The sequence below is a fragment of the Blautia caecimuris genome, assembly GCF_024622975.1.
GTDB classification, from domain to species: domain Bacteria; phylum Bacillota; class Clostridia; order Lachnospirales; family Lachnospiraceae; genus Blautia_A; species Blautia_A caecimuris.
Genome location: NZ_JANJZT010000008.1, coordinates 1 through 18,167 on the forward strand (window position 1 = coordinate 1; position 18,167 = coordinate 18,167).

Genomic DNA, 18,167 nt, shown 5'->3' on the forward strand with positions numbered 1-18,167 from the left:
TTCCCAACAACTACCACATCGAGTATGACGGCCACTACTACTCCGTATTGTACTCTTACTGTGGCAAGCCTGCAATCCTGAAGGCAACCGCTTCAGAGATCAGAATCTGTGATCAGTATAATCGGCTGATCTGTACACATAAGCGGTCTTATAGAGAGTTTCCGCTGTATATCACGGTAGATGAACATATGCCGCCAGAACACCTTTATTACAAAGAAGTCAATTCAAAGGATGGTAATTATTACCGCCGCTGGGCTTCTGCCATTGGTCCTGCGATGTCAGAACTGATTGACAGACTCCTTAAATCATCAAAACATGAAGAGCAGTCTTATAATGCCTGTGCAGGTATCCTGCATAAAGTAAAAACAATCCCGAAAGGTGCTGCTGAAGAAGTTGCCCGTAAATGTATAGAGATCAATTCCTGTAAGTATTTTACCTTCAAGCAGATGCTGAAAAAGATGGATGTGAAGGAACTCCCCGAGCATTCACCAGGAACACTGCCCAATCATGAAAATATCAGAGGAAAGGACTACTATAAGTAAGGGTGACGTACTATGGCATACAGATTAAAAGACTATCTTTATAACGATAAACTCACAAAGGAACAGAACATACTCATGGATCGGCTGTATAAACTTCGCATGTCCGGTATGGCTGAAGCATTTGAAAAGCAGCTGCTGGAACCAAACACAGGTCTCGAACCATTTGAAGTCCGCTTTGCTGCTATTGTAAATCAGGAGTGGGATCAGCGTGAGAGTAAAAAGTTTAAACGTCTCATGAAGAAAGCGACCCTGAAATATCCTGCAGCTGATCTTGACAGTTCAATCTATGATCCAGAACGTCAGCTGAATACACACGTCATAGAACTTCTGGCCAAGTGTGATTGGATCGATGAGCCGAATAACCTGCTGATGACCGGAGGGGCCGGTGCTGGGAAAACGCACATCGCCTGCGCCTTATGTATCACAGCAATGCATCAGAACCGTACTGTTAAATACATACGTGCGAGCACACTCTTAAAGGAATCAGATCATGCCAGGCAGGAAGGTACTTACTTTGAGTATTCGAATGAAATGGCCGCTTATGATCTCATGGTGATAGATGATTTCGGCTTAATGGATCTGGACATCGAGAAATGCCGCGATTTATTTGAAATCATCGAGTCCAGAGACTGCCGCAAGGCAACTATTATTATCTCACAGATTCCAGTATCCGGATGGTATCAGCTTTTTGGGGATTCCACCTACGCAGATGCCTGCTTAAGTCGAATGACATCTAAGGCATATCGCCTTGAATTTCCTGGCAGGGATTGCAGAATAACCAATAGTAATTAATCAACCTGCTGAGCTTTGCTCAGTTTGAAGCGGAATGGCGCTCCGTTCCTCTGGAACGGATGCGCAGTTCTTGCGGAATATGCATGTTTGTCAATACTTTCCAAAAATTTTTTGAATATTTTTTTCGGAAAGTGGGCATACTATTTAATTTCAAATAAAAATCATGTTCGTTTTTATTTGGACAAAAGAGCAGAGCCGACAGGCTGTGATTGCTCACAAGCCTGTTGACTCTGCGCATTATGTGTCTGGCTTTTTGATGAGATGTTGTCCACCCGATAAATGGGAAATTATAGCAAATAACCTATAGCGATGAAAAGATAGCAATATAAGTATTTCCTGTTTAATCTTAAATACATTACACCACTGAGAGCAGAAAATATCATAGTGGAAATTCCGTTCCATATTTCAAGTCCTACTCCTCTTGATACAAAATGAAACACTCCCCATGTCATAGCCAATATAATACCGCCAAAAGGAATTGGGCTTTCTTTTTTCAACAGGGTTTCAATCGCTTTTTGCCCGTATATTATGATTAGAAAAACAAGCATTACTTCAAATATATAGTATAAATATTGCATACAAAATTGAAATACGGTTTTACCCTGTGCTTCTCCAATAATCTTTAATGTATGCCAATCAATGAAAGTCATAATTTTGCAGCCAATAAAACAGGCAAGCGTCACTATCCAATTTTCCAAAGAAATTATGTCTCTTTTGTTTCCTTTTACTGGAAAATGATAATGTTTTATAGAAAAAAGCAGGAGAACACTAATGAAGAACGCCCACATAAAAACCATTATCATACAATGAATACTTCTTTGCTGCATTGTATAATTCTGTATATCTACATGTAGAAATATAACTTCAATTCCGAATATTGACAGATATTCAAGCATAAATGCTGCAAATGAGAGCAGGCTCAGCCATAAATATTTTGTCCATTTTACTTCTCTAACCATTATCCTCACCTTATGAAATTTCGTTTTCCTTTTATACTTGGCTTCCCGACAAATTATGAATCTGGTTAATGTATATGTTCATCATAAAACCCAACAAAATCCTCGAACAACTCCAAATCCAATGAATTACACCATTTTTCCCTGTCAAGGTTTTGATATATATAATTAGCTTTATCCTCCGAAAACCGTTCCCTGTTTTCCTCTGTGTTATAGTCATAGTCAAGCGTTTTGAGCCATTCATCAAATTTCGCATTAAACTCATTGCGATATGTGTCGTCATTGAAATAGTTATGTCCTTTATTCTCAAGAGGAATAAAGCTAAATCGGGAATCGTCCTTGTATTTTTCGTAATAAATTTCGTAGCCGTATTCGGCTGGAACAACTTCATCATCAAAGCTATGCACAATCATAACAGCGGCATTGCTTTTTGAGAAGCCGTCCAACGCAGTATTTGAGGCATAACCGCCATATTGAATCCTCTCATGCAGTTTCACAAATGGTAACATCAAATAAATACCATTTCCTACCTGTTTTTTCCCCTCGGCTTCAAACAGATTCGGTGAAGCGTTAAAACCCGAACACGCTATAACGGCTTTTACTTCGGGGTGGTATGTAAGCACACTGCAAACACTGTAGCCGCCCCAGCTATGCCCGAATAAAACGATTGGCAGACTTGGGAATTTCCCGCTTTCCTCCACAAATGTAATTGCATAGTCAAGGTCAATTACTCCCTGTGGAAGCCCTCCGACTCCCTCACCCTCGCTTTCATCATTTCCCGTAGCGTCATAGGAGAAAACATAATATCCATGACAGGCAAAATAATTCACGCAATCCATATAAGAATTATGTCCACCTCCACCAAAGCCATGTGCCATTACAACGATACCACGCTGGTTTTCTCCCGAACTATACATATATCCCGCCAGTTTCTGCCCCCCGTTGGAACTAAACTCATATTTCGTGCGGTGCAATCCGTCAAAGTCATCAACGTAGAGCATAAGCGGCTCATAGCTCTCAAATCGCTGGTTAAAATTCTCGTTATATACCATTACAGTCAATATCCAATCGCCAGCAATTATTAGTGTGACCACAATAGATAATATAATAAAGAGAATCTTTTTCTTCTTAGATTTCGGTTTCGTGTTTTTCATATCCATATCCTTTTTGACTTATTGTTGTGTCGGAAAATCCCGATTTCTCGCTTTGTTAATCAACTTATTTCGATTTAAGTCTTTCCTAATATGCTTAGTATTCCTTTTTTTGGCAAAATAGAAATGTGTTTTTTTATGATTTCTGTATAACCTTTAGTGATTTTTGAATATCCTTATAAACTAATGACTGCATACTATCCTCATAAATAGAAATATCTGCTTTATGAAGTTTGGAAAGAATATCACTCTTCAATTCAGGCTTATGTTTTGCAATAATGGGTAACAATTTAATACATTGTCTTGCTGTAATAGGTTTGACATCTGTTATATGTTTCAAATACTTATCAATAACCTCATCAATCTTATAATCTTTATCCCATTTCGCATTATAAGCAAGTAATGTAAGTCCCCTTGTGCGAATATACGAATTATCGCTGTCAAGCATATCGCTTAATCTATCCATATAGGGATAGACACAATCAGTTTCTTCGCTTTGTTTTTGCAATGTCTGCAACGCCTTGTATGCAACATTATTATTCTTATTAAACAGTAATTCAAATGTTTCTGCTATATTGACTGACATGGTAATCTCCTTTACAAATGAGGGTTTTTATATTTTTTACAGTGTGATTATCCAAAAACATACTGCTGAAATTGCAGAAAGCGGTGTCATGATATACTTTTCTTTTTTGCTTTTGGATATAAAATTCATAATTGTATTGAATGAGAGATATGCTGCCATGATGATACAGATTATCTTTGTTGCGTTCTCTGAAAACCAAAATGGTATAAGTCCTCCCATTTGCAATATTATGACCACAAAAAATATCTGTATAATAATCTGCATTACCAAAACAATCCTTAGTTTCTTAGGGAAGACTTTATATCGCCCTCCCATTGTCAACTCTCCTAATGGAAAACCACAAACTATAAGAAATGATAATACAATCACTATTGAAAAGACGCCTGCTCCTATAATAGCTATCATGGTCAACCTCCAAATACCGATTCTTCGTTCTATTTAGCTCCCCGATAAACTGCAAGTTATCGCTTTCTGATAATCCAATCGTCATCTTGGTTTTTTCTCTCTGCATAGTAACCGCAAGGCATATCCTTTAAGGTATTGACAGAGTTATCTAAGTCAAAAACCCATTTTAAAGATACTAAATTTGCTTCATCTGTTTCATGTGTTTCTCCGCATAGAAATTGCCACATTCCGTCATCTTCATCATGCGATACATATAGAATAGGTGCCTGACGCTCCAATATATGGCAACAGATAATCGTAGCAGTATCGGGTGAATCATAAAAAGGAAATTTCATGTCTGTTACTCCTTTCAAATCTCGACTTCTCAGTTTGACTTTTTTCCTATTTTACACAAAAACATGAGATTTTTCAATTCACAAACTGTCTTGCTTAAGTTTGAATGGCATTGTCGCTTATTGCGGAAACGCTATCATTCACCTATGAATAAATTATCTCATTTTCAACAATTTCTCTTACATACGCCAGAATGTTATTCATCTTTTGAAGCCATAAGAATTGATTTTCGGTTTTCAATTGTTCTGTCACACCCTGCCTGTCGGAATATTCCGTTACCAGCCGAGAAAACATTTTATCTGCTCGCTTGTCAATATCGTCAAGGTAGTCGTTCAGCTTTCCACCTGTTAGTAGGTTCATATGCAAAACCTTATGGCGTTGTTCCAAATACTTTGCGTGCCGCTGTCCTCATAAGCCGATTAGCTTGGCTTCTTGTGGCAGTATAAGATTTGGCAGATTATAATCGCCAACTTTTGAATAAGTGCCGCCCATCTGTTCAAATATTGTTTTTTCCATAAGTAACCCTCCGTCATTCTGATTTTGAGAGCGTTGGAAATAATTCTCCGTTCTTTTTCGTCAATCACTATGTAGTATTTTTGACATCGCATATTTCCCGATCTCTTTCCCCTAAAGTATGGCAAAGGATTTCTCCCTTTGCGAATGTGCGATTTTATTGTTGACATTAAAGAAAGCCAGTGCAAGAAGCGTTTCTGCTTCTTACGCTGGCTTTTGCCTTTGCTATCCCCCATAAGTTGTATTCCAATAATGTTTTCAAATTACTTCCTTATATGGTGACAGCCTTTGCGGTTTTTCTTTTGTCACTTTTTGCAGAAATGCGCCGTAAAGCGGTTTCTGGCGTAGGCTGCCGTTCCCCGCCTTTCAATCTGGATTTTAACGATTTTCAAAATTCAGATTGGAGGTGTCTACGGTGAAATACGCACCGAGAAAGGTATATATCAAAGAGAATGGCAGCTATGCGGAGTTGTCCTATATGGATTTTTGCCGCCGCAGAGAAGCAGACCGTACATATTCGGACAAGCTTTTTATCCCTGTGCAGGGCTGTCTGATTGAGGTTGTGCGGGAACAGTACACGGACTTCTATCGGGATAAAGAGCGGTGGCGTTATCTTCAGAAACTGGATGCGAAGAACAGCCTGCTTTCATTAGATGGATTTGTCGATAGCGAGGGCAACGCTCTGGACTTTATTGCCGATGAAACGGCGGGCGTTGAGGAAACAGTTATCCATTCCATGATGTTGGACAGGCTGAACGCCGCCCTGCTCTTGCTGTCGGATGATGAGCGGGCGTTGATACGGGCAATCTTCTTTGACGGTGTTTCCACTAAAGAGATTGCAAAGATGGAAAATGTTGACCAGAGTACGGTAAACAGACACAAGCTCAAAATTCTGGCAAAGCTCAGAAAAATAATGGAAAGCAGATTTTAAGTGCAAAGCCCCTTTGATTTTTCCTTTGGAAAATCGAGGGGGATTTCTTACTGCCCTCTCAATCTTGGATTTATGAAATCCCGATTGGAGGAAAAGAAATGGCATATAACCACGGACGGGAGGAGCGCAAATGGCGTATCTGGAAAGAAGCGGAGGAAAGGATTTTACGGAAATGTGGTGTTGACGAGGATACCATTGAGAAAATCCGTATTTACGACAGGGCGGATTTTAATGCCGCCAGACGGTTCTACCGCTATCTGAATGATGTCGGGGAATACCTTGAGGGAATGGCGGACAGGGAGAAACAAACGGAGGTTAGGACGGTGGCTGATTTACTGGACGAGATTGAAAATGAAAATCTGTACCTCGCATTAGTCACGGTAGACAGGCGCACTCTGAAAATCGCTCTCCTAAAAATGCAGGGCTATTCCACAAAGGAGATTGCCCCGATTGTCGGTCTGACAACGGGGGCTGTCTACGCAAGGATGGGACACCTGCGGAAAAAGCTGAAAGCCTTTAAGCGGTAAGGGAAGAAAAATACATTCACCTGCGGGCTATGGGGTGAGAGGTCAAAAACCTTTCGCCCTATTTTTTCGCAGGAGGAAAAACATAATGGCATACCGAGTTAAAACATATACGCTTCGGGAGGAAGCGGCGGAAAACGGCACAAGGTATTTTATCAGCTTTAAGGACGGGCAAGGCGGCTATCACGAATTAGAGGTATCCGAACAATTCTTTACTGAGTTTCGGCAGATGGAACGCAGAAACCGTAATCTGCTGCAATCGGATGAACGCCACAAAGAATTTTTCGAGCTTTCCGATGAAGCCCTTAACAAAAGGGCAAGGGTTACGCCGAAAGGCGTTGACGAGCTGATTATCGAGCAGGAACGCTCCGAACTGCTCCACCGTATCATTGCCGCTCTGCCAGAGATACAAAGGCGGCGTTTCCTGCTCTATTACGAGTACGATTTCAATTACTATGATATTGCTGCAATGGAGCATTGCACGGCACAGGCGGTTAGGCGGTCTGTCGTTCTTGCCAGAGAAAAGATAAAGGTGCAGATGAAAAAATATCTCTGCCCCTAACAGTTTGATAACGCTCTTGTATCTTTAGATATGGGGGCGTTTCTCTGATATGTTCTCTAATGGAATTTAGCAGAGGTAAATGTATCTGAGGATGAGGCGGTAGACAGCGGAGACACGCTTCTGACGCTGGACGAAGACAGTATCACAGCAAGTTATGAAGCACTTTACGGACAGAGAGAGGCACTGGCAGAGACTTTGACAGAGCTTCTGAATCTTGCAAAAAAAGGAACCATTACTGCAGATATGGATGGTACTATCGAAGAGATTTATGTTTCTGATGAGGAAACTTCTGATTCCTCATCAGTATCAGCCGGCAGCGGAGTTCAGCTGTCAAATATGTCTTATACAAAAGGGACTGGCATCCAGGCGCTAAATATGTCCTATACGAAAAGCTATGGAGTTCAGGCATCAAACATGTATTACACAAATGAATCCGTTGTTCGTATCGTTAATGTGTCCGATACAGATGAAACAGCAGAAATATTTTCTGATGATACAGGAAGTATGGAAGAAACACCTTCTCAGCCAGAGAAGCAGACTCTTTATCTGAGCATGGCAGACACATCGGCGGGAAACGCGCAGACGCTGGGGATTGTTGTTCCAAGAACAGGAGGCAGTCCTCAGACGCAGATTGTTTCCTCAGACAACAGCTATACAGGAACTATATCCTGGAATCCGGGAGACAGTACCTTCCAGCCGGCAGCAACCTATCAGGCAGCAGTTATGCTTTATGCAGGGGAGGGCTATCAGTTTGCAGCCGACAGTGTGACTCAGGCGGTATCCGGAGTGCTGTCCGGAGTATCACTTTCCGCTGATGGAAGCACGCTGAGCTTTACCATTACTTTTCCGGAAACAGAGGGAAGTACAGAGGAGCCTGGGGATACCTCAGGTGATTCCGGAAGCACGGAAGGAAATCAAGGCGGCTCTGCTCCTTCTGAAGACGCCCAGAACAATACGGAAAATTCGGGATCAGATACACAGACGGGCGAGGAAAATGGAATTACAGACGGAGAAAGTCAGGTGTCGCCAGAAACTCAGAATAATAATACGGGAACGACACAGAATACAGGCAGTTCTCAGGGGGCAGGGAGTACATCCTCCGGAATAACCGGAAGTGTAAATGCTGCCGGAGGAACCAGTTCCGGAACACAGACCTCAAATGGCCAGCAGTCAGGGGAAGAGGAAACCCAGACAGATACAGCCTCCCAGTACAGCACAGACACTACAGCCTTTACGATTTCCGGCGATACTTCTATGCTGCTTTCGGTAAGCGTAGATGAGCTGGACATCAATTCCGTAGAACAGGGACAGACGGCGCAGGTGACTTTTGATGCCATAGAGGATAAAACATTTGAAGGGACTGTGACAAAGGTAGGAAATACGGCTTCTGCAAGCGGCGGTGTGGCCAAGTATACAGTGGAGATCACCATTCCAAAAGATGAAGAAATGAAAGCAGGAATGAACGCATCCGCAACGATTACAATCGAGGAAAAAGAAAATATTGTAACCATTCCGGTTAATGCCCTGCAGGAACGGGGAGAGGAAGTTTTTGTTTATACAGAGCAGGATGACGAAGGAAATCTTTCCGGTGAACAGCAGGTAACCACGGGGCTTTCCGATGGAGAAAACGTAGAGATCACAGAGGGGCTTTCCGAAGGCGATGTGGTTTATTACCAGAAGACTGGCGGCGGAAATACCTCTTCTGATACAGGCTTCAGCATGCCGGGCGGAGATATGGGAGATATGCCGGGCGGAGATATGGGAAATATGTCCGGAGGCGGTAATATGGGAAATATGCCCGGAGGCGGAGATATGGGCGGCGGAATGGGAAATCCGTCGGGAAAGTAGGTGAAAGTACATTGATAGAACTGAAAGAGATTTCAAAAATATATACCATTGGAGATGAAACGGTATACGCTCTGGATCATGCCAGCATGAGCATCCAGGAGGGAGAATTTGTCAGTATCATCGGTCCCTCCGGAAGCGGAAAATCCACAATGATGAATATTATCGGCTGTCTGGATGTGGCAGACGAGGGGGAATATATTCTGGACGGGATTTCCATTGAGCAGTATTCGGAACGGGAGCTGGCCAGGATACGCAATCATAAGCTGGGGTTTATCTTTCAGAATTTTAATCTCCTGCCCAGGCTTACTGCAGAGGAAAATGTTGAACTGCCTCTTTTGTACCAGGGAGTCAAAGCAGCAGAAAGAAAGGAGAGAGTCCGTAAAGCTCTGGAAAAGGTAGAGCTGTCTCATAGAATGCACCACCGTCCTACAGAGCTTTCCGGAGGCCAGCAGCAAAGAGTTGCCATTGCAAGAGCGCTGGTGACGAAGCCTTCTCTGTTTCTTGCAGACGAACCTACGGGAAATCTGGACAGCCGGACCGGACAGGAAATCATGTGCCTGTTCCATGAGCTTCACGAAGTCGGAAATACCATTGTGCTGATCACTCACGATAATGGGGTGGCCCAGGAGGCTGAGAGAATGATACGGATCCGTGACGGACATGTGGATGAGGTGACAGCATGATATGGCAGACCTGTAAGATGTCCTGGGCAGCAGTATGTGCCAATAAACTACGTACCTTTCTTACCATGCTGGGGATTATTATCGGTGTTTCGGCATTGATCGTCCTGGTTTCTATTGCAGACGGGGCATCCTCATCTGTATCAGAACAGATCTCGGATATGGGATCCAGTTATCTGACGGTAAGGGTTACAGATGACAAGGAAAATCCCATACGGTTAAATGAATTTCAAGAGCTTATGGATGATGAGGCGTTGGAAGCGGCCGCGCCATATGGTAGAACCTCTGTTACTGCAAAAAGCGGATATACAAGCGGAACCATGAGTATCACCGGAACGACAGGAAGCTATTTTGATATTATGAAACTGGAGCTTTCTTCAGGAAGAACCCTGAAGCAGACGGATCTGGATAATAATTCTCTGGTAGTGATCATCAGTGCGGATACAGCGATAGAATTTTTTGGAAGGGAAGACGCAGCGGGAGAAACCCTGTCTCTGGATGGAAAAAGCTTTTTGGTTGCAGGTGTTCTTTCAGACGATAATTCTTCTCTTACCTCAACACAGTCTATGACAGAAAGTTCTTCTGAGGAGGAGTCGGAAACTGTAACACTGGAAGGATATATTCCTTATTCTACGCTTACCAGAATAGCGGATAATGTGCTGGATATCACACAGTTTTATGTATCCTCCGCAGATGAGGAATCCATGGATCAGGCTGAAGCAGCCGTGGAAAGAATCATGCTTGAGCGGCTGTCTGAAGATGAAGATGCTTTTTCCATTATGAATCAGTCTGAGATTATGAGTGCTATGGAGGGTGTGGATGATACCATGTCCCTGATGATCGGAGGAATCGCAGCTATTTCTCTTCTGGTAGGAGGCATCGGTATCATGAACATTATGCTGGTGTCAGTTACTGAAAGAACCAGAGAAATCGGTATTCGCAAGGCAATTGGAGCCGGAAGAGGAGGAATCATGATGCAGTTCCTTATGGAAGCTCTTATAGTCAGTATGATGGGCTGTGCGGCAGGAATTGGAATATCCTTTGCGATACTGAAAATTATCGGAAAAGTAATGGAAGATTCTATGAGCTTCCATATGGACATGAAGGTTGCCGGGATCTCCGTGATATTTTCACTGCTGATCGGAGTGATATTTGGACTCTATCCTGCCAATAAGGCGGCACGAAAAAAACCAATTGAAGCACTTCGTTATTCCGGATGAAGCCTTTGAAAAAATAATTTGAATAAAAGGGAAATGCATACGGGGAATCCGGAACAGGTAATTTCTGCGAGGCGCTTTACGGAAAAATCATGATCAAAAATCCGAGAAAACTTATTCTGGCTTCCCTGTGCTTCATGCCGATAGTATTTCCGGAAACTGCAGCCATAATTTTAACAGCCGGAAAAATGGAATTCAGAATTTTCGAAAGTGTTGATTAGCTCTGCCAATGCATGAACATACCTGCTTCAGGAGATTCCTGAACAGTAACCATTAAATTGCCTGATTTGCTTAGAAAAAAGAAAAAACTTTACTTTTGAATAATAATGTGGTAATATATATATCGTGTTGAACCACTTATAATATGTTAGTGATGAAAAGACAATGATCTTTCCTCGTCATAATGGGATGTGTATTTAATATTCCCCATAGTTTCCCCATTATAGAATTATAATCGGTGATGGCAGTAAGGGGCTAATGGCGACTGATTAACACTTTAAATACACATAAGACAATATAGGGGTCGTTCTGAGTATATCTGGTAAATGCGTAAAAATAAGCATTTTTATAGAAAATACAGAGCGCAAAAAGGGTTCAGACAGTAAAAAGCACCTGTAGCTCAGTGGATAGAGCAGTGGTTTCCGGTACCATGTGCGGGGGTTCGATTCCCTTCAGGTGTATTTGCGCGGAACTGGGGATGTTCCGGCGCGTTGTAATTTAAGGAGGACAAGAACTTGGATAATTTCAGGGAATGGTTATCAGATAACCTCCGCTATTTTATGCTTGGCGGCGCTATTCTGGTAATCGTAGCTGTTTTGTTCTTTGGTGTACGTGCCTGTGTTGGAAGCGGGAAGGGTGCTTCTGATAAAGAACAGAAAACAGCTCAGGACAACAGCCAGGGAAATGATCCTTCTTCTCCGGAAGATGATGGGGAGACAAACGACGGAAATAAAGAAGAAGACATGAATCCCTTGGAAAAAGGCGATGCAGACATTACTGCATTTATGCAGAGCTACTACAAGGCTTTAGGGGAAAGAGATATTGCAACGTTAAAAACTCTGGTCAGTGATCTGACTTCAGCAGATGAGAGCAGGATCACGAATGCCAAGGATTATATTGAAGCTTATGAACCGGGCAGTGTCTATACGAAAAAGGGGTTGGACGATAATTCTTATGTAGTATATACCTGTTACAGTTATATCTGCAGTGGAATTGACACACCGGTACCTTCGCTGGGGTATGCCTATGTTGTAAAGGACAGTGACGGGAAGTATAAAATTCTGGGCGCGGCAGATCAGAATACAAAAGTTTCTTCTTATATGGAAGACCTTTTGAATAATGAGGATGTACAGAAGCTGAGAGCAGAGGTACAGGCAGAATATGATGCGGCACAGCAGAAAGACAGCAGTCTTGCAGAATTCCTGAACGGACTGGGAGAGGATGCGGCAGCTGCAGATTCACAGAGCGGCAGTACTATGACAGTTACAGAAGGCTGTAATGTCAGAGCGGAAGCCAGTGATGAATCAGAGATTATCGGTGGTCTGGACGAGGGAACTCAGGTTGAAAAAACAGGCCAGGAAGGCGACTGGATTCAGATTGATTATGAAGGCCAGACAGGATACGTGTTCAGTAGTCTATTAGAGTAAAAAGCAGGGTACGGAAATTTTCCGTACCCCTTTTTGCGGTTATGGAACCAATGCATTGCAAAATATCTGCTTCTGTGATAGGATTTTTGCAGAGATTTTGCCGCAAAATGGCAAAAACTGTAAAATCTTACATAAAGGAGCGGGTATAATGAAAAACTTAAAGAAAATTCTGGCTTCCGTCATACTGTCTGTGGGTCTGCTGACAGGAAACGCGGCAGGGAACCTGTGGATGCCGGAAACGGTTTATGGAGCGGTGGGTCTGGCTTCTGTTCCTTCTTATACAGGAAGCGCCTATACAGTGCTCAATGACAATGTTCCGGAATTTACAGAAGAAGATCTTGCTCTTGAATCTTTTGAAAGCTACAGTGAACTGGATTCACTGGGAAGATGCGGAGCTGCTTTTGCAAATATAGGACAGGAGCTGATGCCCACAGAGGAACGGGGAAAGATCGGACAGGTTCGCCCGTCCGGCTGGCATACTCAGAAATACGATTGTGTAGATGGAAAATATTTGTATAACAGATGTCATTTGATCGGCTATCAGCTTACCGGGGAAAACGCCAATGAAGAAAATCTGATCACCGGGACCAGGTATATGAATGTAGAAGGGATGCTGCCTTTTGAGGATATGACTGCAGATTATATCCGCGAAACCGGGAACCATGTGCTTTACAGAGTGACTCCCTTATATAACGGCGATGATCTGGTGGCATCAGGCGTTCAGATGGAAGCACAGTCTGTAGAGGACGGCGGTCAGGGAGTTCTTTTTAATGTATATTGCTATAATGTCCAGCAGGGAGTGGGGATTGATTACAGTACCGGAGACAGCTGGGAGGAAACAGAGGACTTTTCTGCGCAGGAAAGTCCGGAACTCAGCGCGGGAACAGAAGAAACATTTTCATCTTCAGAACAGGAGACTTTCACAGATAAAAGCGCAGCTGAGGCTACTTATATCCTTAATGTGAATACAGGCAAATTTCACCGTCCGGACTGTCACAGTGTAAATCAGATGAAAGAAAAAAACAAAATGGAGATGACGGGAACAAGGGATGAGCTGGTACAACAGGGCTATTCTCCCTGTCAGAACTGTAATCCGTGATATTTTGAAGAACTGCCGGGAGGAAACAGAGCTGTTTCCCCGGCAGTTTTGGCGAATGTATATCAAAAGCTCTGGATATGCAAATAAAAAACAGTTTACAGATTTTATAAAAACTTTATTTGTAAAAGCTGAGATTTTCTGTTATAGTGAACAGTGGTTGCAGTAAACTGTTTTTTATGAAAGAGAGAATACGAAATTGAGGAAAAAATCACATATACTGCTGGCCAGATATCTGGCTGATCAGATGACGGTTTCTGAGAGTCTTCAGTCACACAGAAAGGCATTTTGTCTGGGAAACATTCTTCCGGATATCAGACCGTCTTTTGTAACAAAAAGACATGAGTTTTTTGGAACCTTTGATGAAATACAGGAAAAACTGAAGACCCTGGTAGAGGATGGCGTGGATCAGTACAGAGAAAGAGTGTTCTGGCGCAGGCTTGGGGAGATTTTTCACTACATTGCCGATTACTTTACTTTTCCTCATAATAAAACCTTTACCGGATCTCTTGTAGAGCATAACAGTTATGAAAAAGAACTGAAAAACCGGTTGAAGACCTGTATAAGAAATGGCGAAGCGGCACGGTATCAGGCGGCTGAGATCAGCTTTGGGAGCTTTGGACAGCTTACAGAGTATATTCGGGAAAAACATGCGGAATATCTGAAAAAAGAACGGAATATTTCAGATGATATCAGGTATATTCTTGATGTGTGCTGTCAGGTGTTCCGGGGAGTGTGCCGGCTGTGTCCGGGACTGGAGCCGGAAAAAGTTCCTGTATGTGTTTTCTGAAATATAAAAATATGAAAAAAATATGAATTTTGTACTAAAACCGCCGGAGCCTGTGCTCCGGCGGTTGATTTTGAAAAAAGTGTATGATAAAATAAAAACGGTCATATGTAAGCAAACGACATTGAGGAAGGCATACCTTTATATAGGGGAATAAAGATATGTTCTTGGAAGGGAGTAATATTAACCAGAATGAAGAACAAATATCTGACAAAATATTTATGTATTACATTGATTTCCGGTACAGTTCTGTCAAGTCCGGCGGCTGTAATGGCAGGCAGTGAAGGGACAGAGACTGCAGCGGATTTCGGAGACGGTTCAGGACAGGGAGAAACAGCTCCTGCGCCTACGGAAGCACCTGCCACACCTGCGCCTACAGTAGCTCCGGTACCGACAGAGGCACCTGCAACGCCTGCGCCGACAGAGGCTCCGAAGCCTACAGAAGCACCGCAGCCAACCGTGACGCCGGAACCGGAACCAACGGTAACACCGGAACCAGATCCGACAGTGACACCGCAGCCTTCACCGACAGTAACACCGGGGCCGGAACCAACCGTAACGCCTCAGCCAACCGTAACACCGGAACCGGATGAACAGGCAGTAAAAGCTCTGATTGCTGAGATTGATAAACTTTCAAAGGAAAAGCTTACATTAAAGCATGAAAAAAAGCTGAAAGAGCTTCGTGAGATTTATGATGATTTTACAGAAGAAGAAAAGAAGCTTGTGACAAATTACGATATTCTTGTAAAAATGGAAAAGAGAATGGAAGTTCTTAAAAAACAGGAAGGCAAGGATGATGATAAGACGGATTTTTCAGATGGTTCTGAAACAGGAAAGACAGGTACTCCGGTATATTACACAAGTATGGTATCCAATCTTCATGCAGGAAGAGAGTTTTATCTGGACAGTCTGAAAAATAATTATCAGCTTACTTTTTCAGAGGATTTCGCTTCTGTGATGGATCAGATTGAAAGGGAATATAAAGAAAAGAATGGCCTGACAGATGCCAGTGATACCCGTGAAAACGGTCAGACGGCTTCTTCGGATTCCCTTCTGGTGAGAAACTGGCAGGATATTCTTGCTGTTTATGTTTATGAAGAGAGTCAGAGCGGCGTTAAGGAGTTTCAAATGGATTCCTCTTCAAAAAACAAACTGGCGGAAATTTTTGCAGAAATGAATCCGATCGTGAGAGATGAAGAGAATCCTTCTCATGTTTCCTATGGAAATTATCATATTAATACTTACATAAAGAAAAACAAGATTCCTCAGGATCAGAGAGATATCCTTAAAAAATATGTGGAAACAGACTGCAAGCTTCTCTGTGCAGTTGTAACGGACGCAAAAGGCTTTGTGCGCCAGAGTGTCGGTGACGATGTTTCAGAGGAACGTGTAAATGTGATCACAGCAGCATATTCTCTGGTTGGAGAGGTGGGATATTTCTGGGGCGGCAAATCCACAGCCATCGGTAAGGATGCGAACTGGGGAAATGCAGAAAAGGTAGATGCGGCAGGAAGTCCAAGTACAGGAAGTACAAGAGCCTACGGACTGGACTGCAGCGGATTTGTTACCTGGTCTGTGATCAATGGATATCTGAACCAGGGAATGCAGAGCAGCGTAGGAGACGGAACTTCTGAGCAATGGCTCAATGCCAATGTGGTCAGTGAAGAAGACGCTCAGCCTGGAGATCTGGTATTCCAGAGCGGACCGGAGGCGGGAAGCGACAACCATGTGGGTATTATCTGCGGTCAGACAGATGCAGGAGACTGGATCGCAGTACATTGTTCTTCCAGCAAAAACGGCGTTACAGTAGGAGAGGCTTACGGTGCAAGCTTCCGATATATCCGTCAGCCGGATTTTTATCCTACAGAGGAAGAACGGACTCAGATGCTCAGTGACGGAGCTTCTGCAGCAAACGTTTCAGCTCCTGAAAAACTGGAACAGAATGGAACAGCAGAAGATCTTACTTCAGGCAGCGCTTCTGATGCTGTGTTAAATAGCGGCAGCAGCGACGAAATCTTTGTCTCTGATGAAGATGTAGAAGTGATTTTTGAGGATATGGAAGAGGATGAGCAGACTGTAGTGTCCGAAGAAGATCGGGAAACAGGCAATGTTGAGGTGACAGATACGCTTCAGGGAATCCTTGACCAGAATATTTCAGTTACTCAGAGTACCTCAAAGGCAGAGGAATTTGAGGATATAGAGGTTATTTTTGAAGACTGACACGGAAGAGCTGACAGAGAAATCAGTCAGTTACTGTTTACACGCAGCGTAACATATGCCCATGCGGAAAAATGAAAGCCGCATGGGCATGATTTTTCAAAAGGAGAAACAAATGAAAAAAAGGCGTTTTCCCAAGCTCCTTTTTCTGCTATTTCTGCTTCTGATCGTTGCCGGCCTTATATTCGGGATATCGCAGAAAGAGAGAACCGTAGGTGATCAGAAGGAAAAAACAGGGCTGGAACAGATGGCAGATGCAGCCAGAGCCGTGTTTGATCAGGAACCGGAACAGGTAAAAAAACTTCGGGAGCAGGAGACTGCGCAGACAGAGGAAGGTCATCAGGAATACTATTTTCAGCTTCTGAGAGATCAGGAAAAAGTTATTTACAGACAGATGCTCCAGGGTATCCGGGAGAGAAAAGAAGAATTTTATCTGACTTCTTCGGAGGATGAGGTGATCGACAGAGCATACCATGCTGTTCTGAAGGATCATCCAGAGCTTTTTTGGATCCACAACAGGGAGGCTGTTTACCGGACCACGTATCCGGGAGAGGATTACAGCCTGTTTTCGCCCGGATATACTTATACGGACCAGGAAGTTCAGGAGATTCAGGCTGCCATGGAGCAGGGATATCAGGAAATGACTGCAATGATACCGGAAAATGCAGATGATTATGAAAAGGTCAAAACAGTTTATACATATCTGATCGATACGACGGAGTATGTCTCATCTGATCATGACCAGAATCTGGCAGGAGTTTTCTGGAAAAAGCAGGCAGTGTGCGCCGGGTATGCAAGATCAGTCCAGTATTTTCTGGAAAGACTGGGGATCCCCTGCATTTATGTGGAGGGAAGCACAAAGGGCAGCACGGAGGGACATGCATGGAATATTGTGCTGCTTGACGGACAGTATTATTATGTGGATGCCACAAATGGAGATCAGCCGGAATTTCTGGAAGGGGATGCGGTTCAGTTTGTGGAGCACAAAACAACTCTGTATGATTATCTCTGTCCGTTTCCTGATGAGTACCGGGAGATTTATACGGCATCAGAAGAATTTCCCGTACCGGAATGTACAGCAGTGGACAAAAATTTTTATGTGCTGAATCAGGGCTGTTTTGACACCTATGATACAGAAGCTCTTTACAGCTATTGTAAAATGCGTCTGGACAATGGCGCGGCTGTGGTGAGATTCAAATTCAGCACTCAGGAAGCGTATAATGAAGCTTACAGAGAATGGATACAGGAGAGTTATATTGATCGTGTGGCAGAGTATTATCTTCAGCTTTATGGGCTGGAGTCTGTGGAGTATCATTACGGACTTCTGGAAAATATGAAAACCATGTATTTTATGTTCTGACACATAACATAAAGGAGGAAA

The 18,167-nt window shown here is 43.1% G+C and carries 18 protein-coding genes, 1 tRNA gene and 1 pseudogene; 14 read left to right on the forward strand and 6 right to left on the reverse strand.

The features are described 5' to 3' along the window. Positions 1 to 542 (forward strand): Mu transposase domain-containing protein (locus tag NSA57_RS06825; RefSeq protein WP_330671309.1); only part of this gene is annotated, 542 nt, incomplete at its 5' end. 12 nt (positions 543 to 554) lie between these two features. Beyond that, positions 555 to 1,334 carry an ATP-binding protein gene (locus NSA57_RS06830; protein WP_257464390.1) on the forward strand — a complete coding sequence of 260 codons (780 nt, stop codon included), beginning with the start codon at positions 555 to 557 and terminating at the stop codon, positions 1,332 to 1,334. A gap of 287 nt (positions 1,335 to 1,621) precedes the next feature. Here NSA57_RS06830 and NSA57_RS06835 read toward each other — a convergent pair whose 3' ends face one another. From NSA57_RS06835 to NSA57_RS06860, 6 genes and pseudogenes are all read right to left on the reverse strand, one after another. Next, positions 1,622 to 2,293: a hypothetical protein gene (locus NSA57_RS06835; RefSeq protein ID WP_257464391.1), complete on the reverse strand. Its 672-nt coding sequence runs from the start codon at positions 2,291 to 2,293 to the stop codon at positions 1,622 to 1,624. A 65-nt stretch (positions 2,294 to 2,358) separates the two neighbouring features. Then, complete coding sequence (locus NSA57_RS06840; protein ID WP_257464392.1) at positions 2,359 to 3,444, reverse strand: alpha/beta hydrolase family protein; 1,086 nt, start codon at positions 3,442 to 3,444, stop codon at positions 2,359 to 2,361. Positions 3,445 to 3,577: 133 nt separating this feature from the next. Then, positions 3,578 to 4,027, reverse strand: a complete 450-nt coding sequence (locus NSA57_RS06845) for a HEAT-like fold family protein (protein WP_257464393.1) — start codon at positions 4,025 to 4,027, stop codon at positions 3,578 to 3,580. A 36-nt stretch (positions 4,028 to 4,063) separates the two neighbouring features. Then, a complete protein-coding gene (locus NSA57_RS06850) occupies positions 4,064 to 4,432 on the reverse strand; it encodes a hypothetical protein (RefSeq protein WP_257464394.1) in 369 nt (122 codons plus the stop codon). A gap of 56 nt (positions 4,433 to 4,488) precedes the next feature. Further along, complete coding sequence (locus NSA57_RS06855) at positions 4,489 to 4,767, reverse strand: hypothetical protein (protein WP_257464395.1); 279 nt, start codon at positions 4,765 to 4,767, stop codon at positions 4,489 to 4,491. A 142-nt stretch (positions 4,768 to 4,909) separates the two neighbouring features. Beyond that, positions 4,910 to 5,161: pseudogene (locus tag NSA57_RS06860) on the reverse strand (TnpV protein); the annotation flags it as partial. Positions 5,162 to 5,693: 532 nt separating this feature from the next. Here NSA57_RS06860 and NSA57_RS06865 point away from each other — a divergent pair. From NSA57_RS06865 to NSA57_RS06920, 12 genes are all read left to right on the forward strand, one after another. Further along, the gene (locus NSA57_RS06865; RefSeq protein ID WP_257464396.1) at positions 5,694 to 6,209 is read left to right on the forward strand and encodes an RNA polymerase sigma factor; all 516 of its coding nucleotides are present in this window, start codon (positions 5,694 to 5,696) and stop codon (positions 6,207 to 6,209) included. 98 nt (positions 6,210 to 6,307) lie between these two features. After that, positions 6,308 to 6,736 (forward strand): RNA polymerase sigma factor, encoded by a 429-nt coding sequence (locus NSA57_RS06870; RefSeq protein WP_054338242.1) that lies wholly within the window; start codon positions 6,308 to 6,310, stop codon positions 6,734 to 6,736. Between the two features lie 85 nt (positions 6,737 to 6,821). Further along, positions 6,822 to 7,295: an RNA polymerase sigma factor gene (locus NSA57_RS06875; RefSeq protein ID WP_129182097.1), complete on the forward strand. Its 474-nt coding sequence runs from the start codon at positions 6,822 to 6,824 to the stop codon at positions 7,293 to 7,295. 195 nt (positions 7,296 to 7,490) lie between these two features. Beyond that, a complete protein-coding gene (locus NSA57_RS06880) occupies positions 7,491 to 9,143 on the forward strand; it encodes an efflux RND transporter periplasmic adaptor subunit (protein WP_257464397.1) in 1,653 nt (550 codons plus the stop codon). Positions 9,144 to 9,154: 11 nt separating this feature from the next. Next, positions 9,155 to 9,826 (forward strand): ABC transporter ATP-binding protein, encoded by a 672-nt coding sequence (locus tag NSA57_RS06885; RefSeq protein WP_147599564.1) that lies wholly within the window; start codon positions 9,155 to 9,157, stop codon positions 9,824 to 9,826. Next, positions 9,823 to 11,043: an ABC transporter permease gene (locus NSA57_RS06890; protein WP_257464398.1), complete on the forward strand. Its 1,221-nt coding sequence runs from the start codon at positions 9,823 to 9,825 to the stop codon at positions 11,041 to 11,043. Before NSA57_RS06885 ends, NSA57_RS06890 begins: the two co-directional genes overlap by 4 nt. 605 nt (positions 11,044 to 11,648) lie before the next feature. After that, a tRNA-Arg gene (locus NSA57_RS06895) sits at positions 11,649 to 11,720 on the forward strand. A 54-nt stretch (positions 11,721 to 11,774) separates the two neighbouring features. Then, on the forward strand, positions 11,775 to 12,686 hold the full coding sequence (locus NSA57_RS06900) for an SH3 domain-containing protein (protein ID WP_257464399.1): 912 nt from the start codon (positions 11,775 to 11,777) through the stop codon (positions 12,684 to 12,686). Positions 12,687 to 12,834: 148 nt separating this feature from the next. After that, the gene (locus tag NSA57_RS06905; protein ID WP_303003501.1) at positions 12,835 to 13,785 is read left to right on the forward strand and encodes a DNA/RNA non-specific endonuclease; all 951 of its coding nucleotides are present in this window, start codon (positions 12,835 to 12,837) and stop codon (positions 13,783 to 13,785) included. Positions 13,786 to 13,981: 196 nt separating this feature from the next. Then, positions 13,982 to 14,572, forward strand: a complete 591-nt coding sequence (locus tag NSA57_RS06910) for a zinc dependent phospholipase C family protein (RefSeq protein WP_138270652.1) — start codon at positions 13,982 to 13,984, stop codon at positions 14,570 to 14,572. A gap of 189 nt (positions 14,573 to 14,761) precedes the next feature. Beyond that, on the forward strand, positions 14,762 to 16,789 hold the full coding sequence (locus tag NSA57_RS06915) for an NlpC/P60 family protein (RefSeq protein WP_257464400.1): 2,028 nt from the start codon (positions 14,762 to 14,764) through the stop codon (positions 16,787 to 16,789). A gap of 112 nt (positions 16,790 to 16,901) precedes the next feature. Beyond that, positions 16,902 to 18,146, forward strand: a complete 1,245-nt coding sequence (locus NSA57_RS06920; protein WP_147599566.1) for a transglutaminase domain-containing protein — start codon at positions 16,902 to 16,904, stop codon at positions 18,144 to 18,146. Positions 18,147 to 18,167 lie beyond the last annotated feature (21 nt).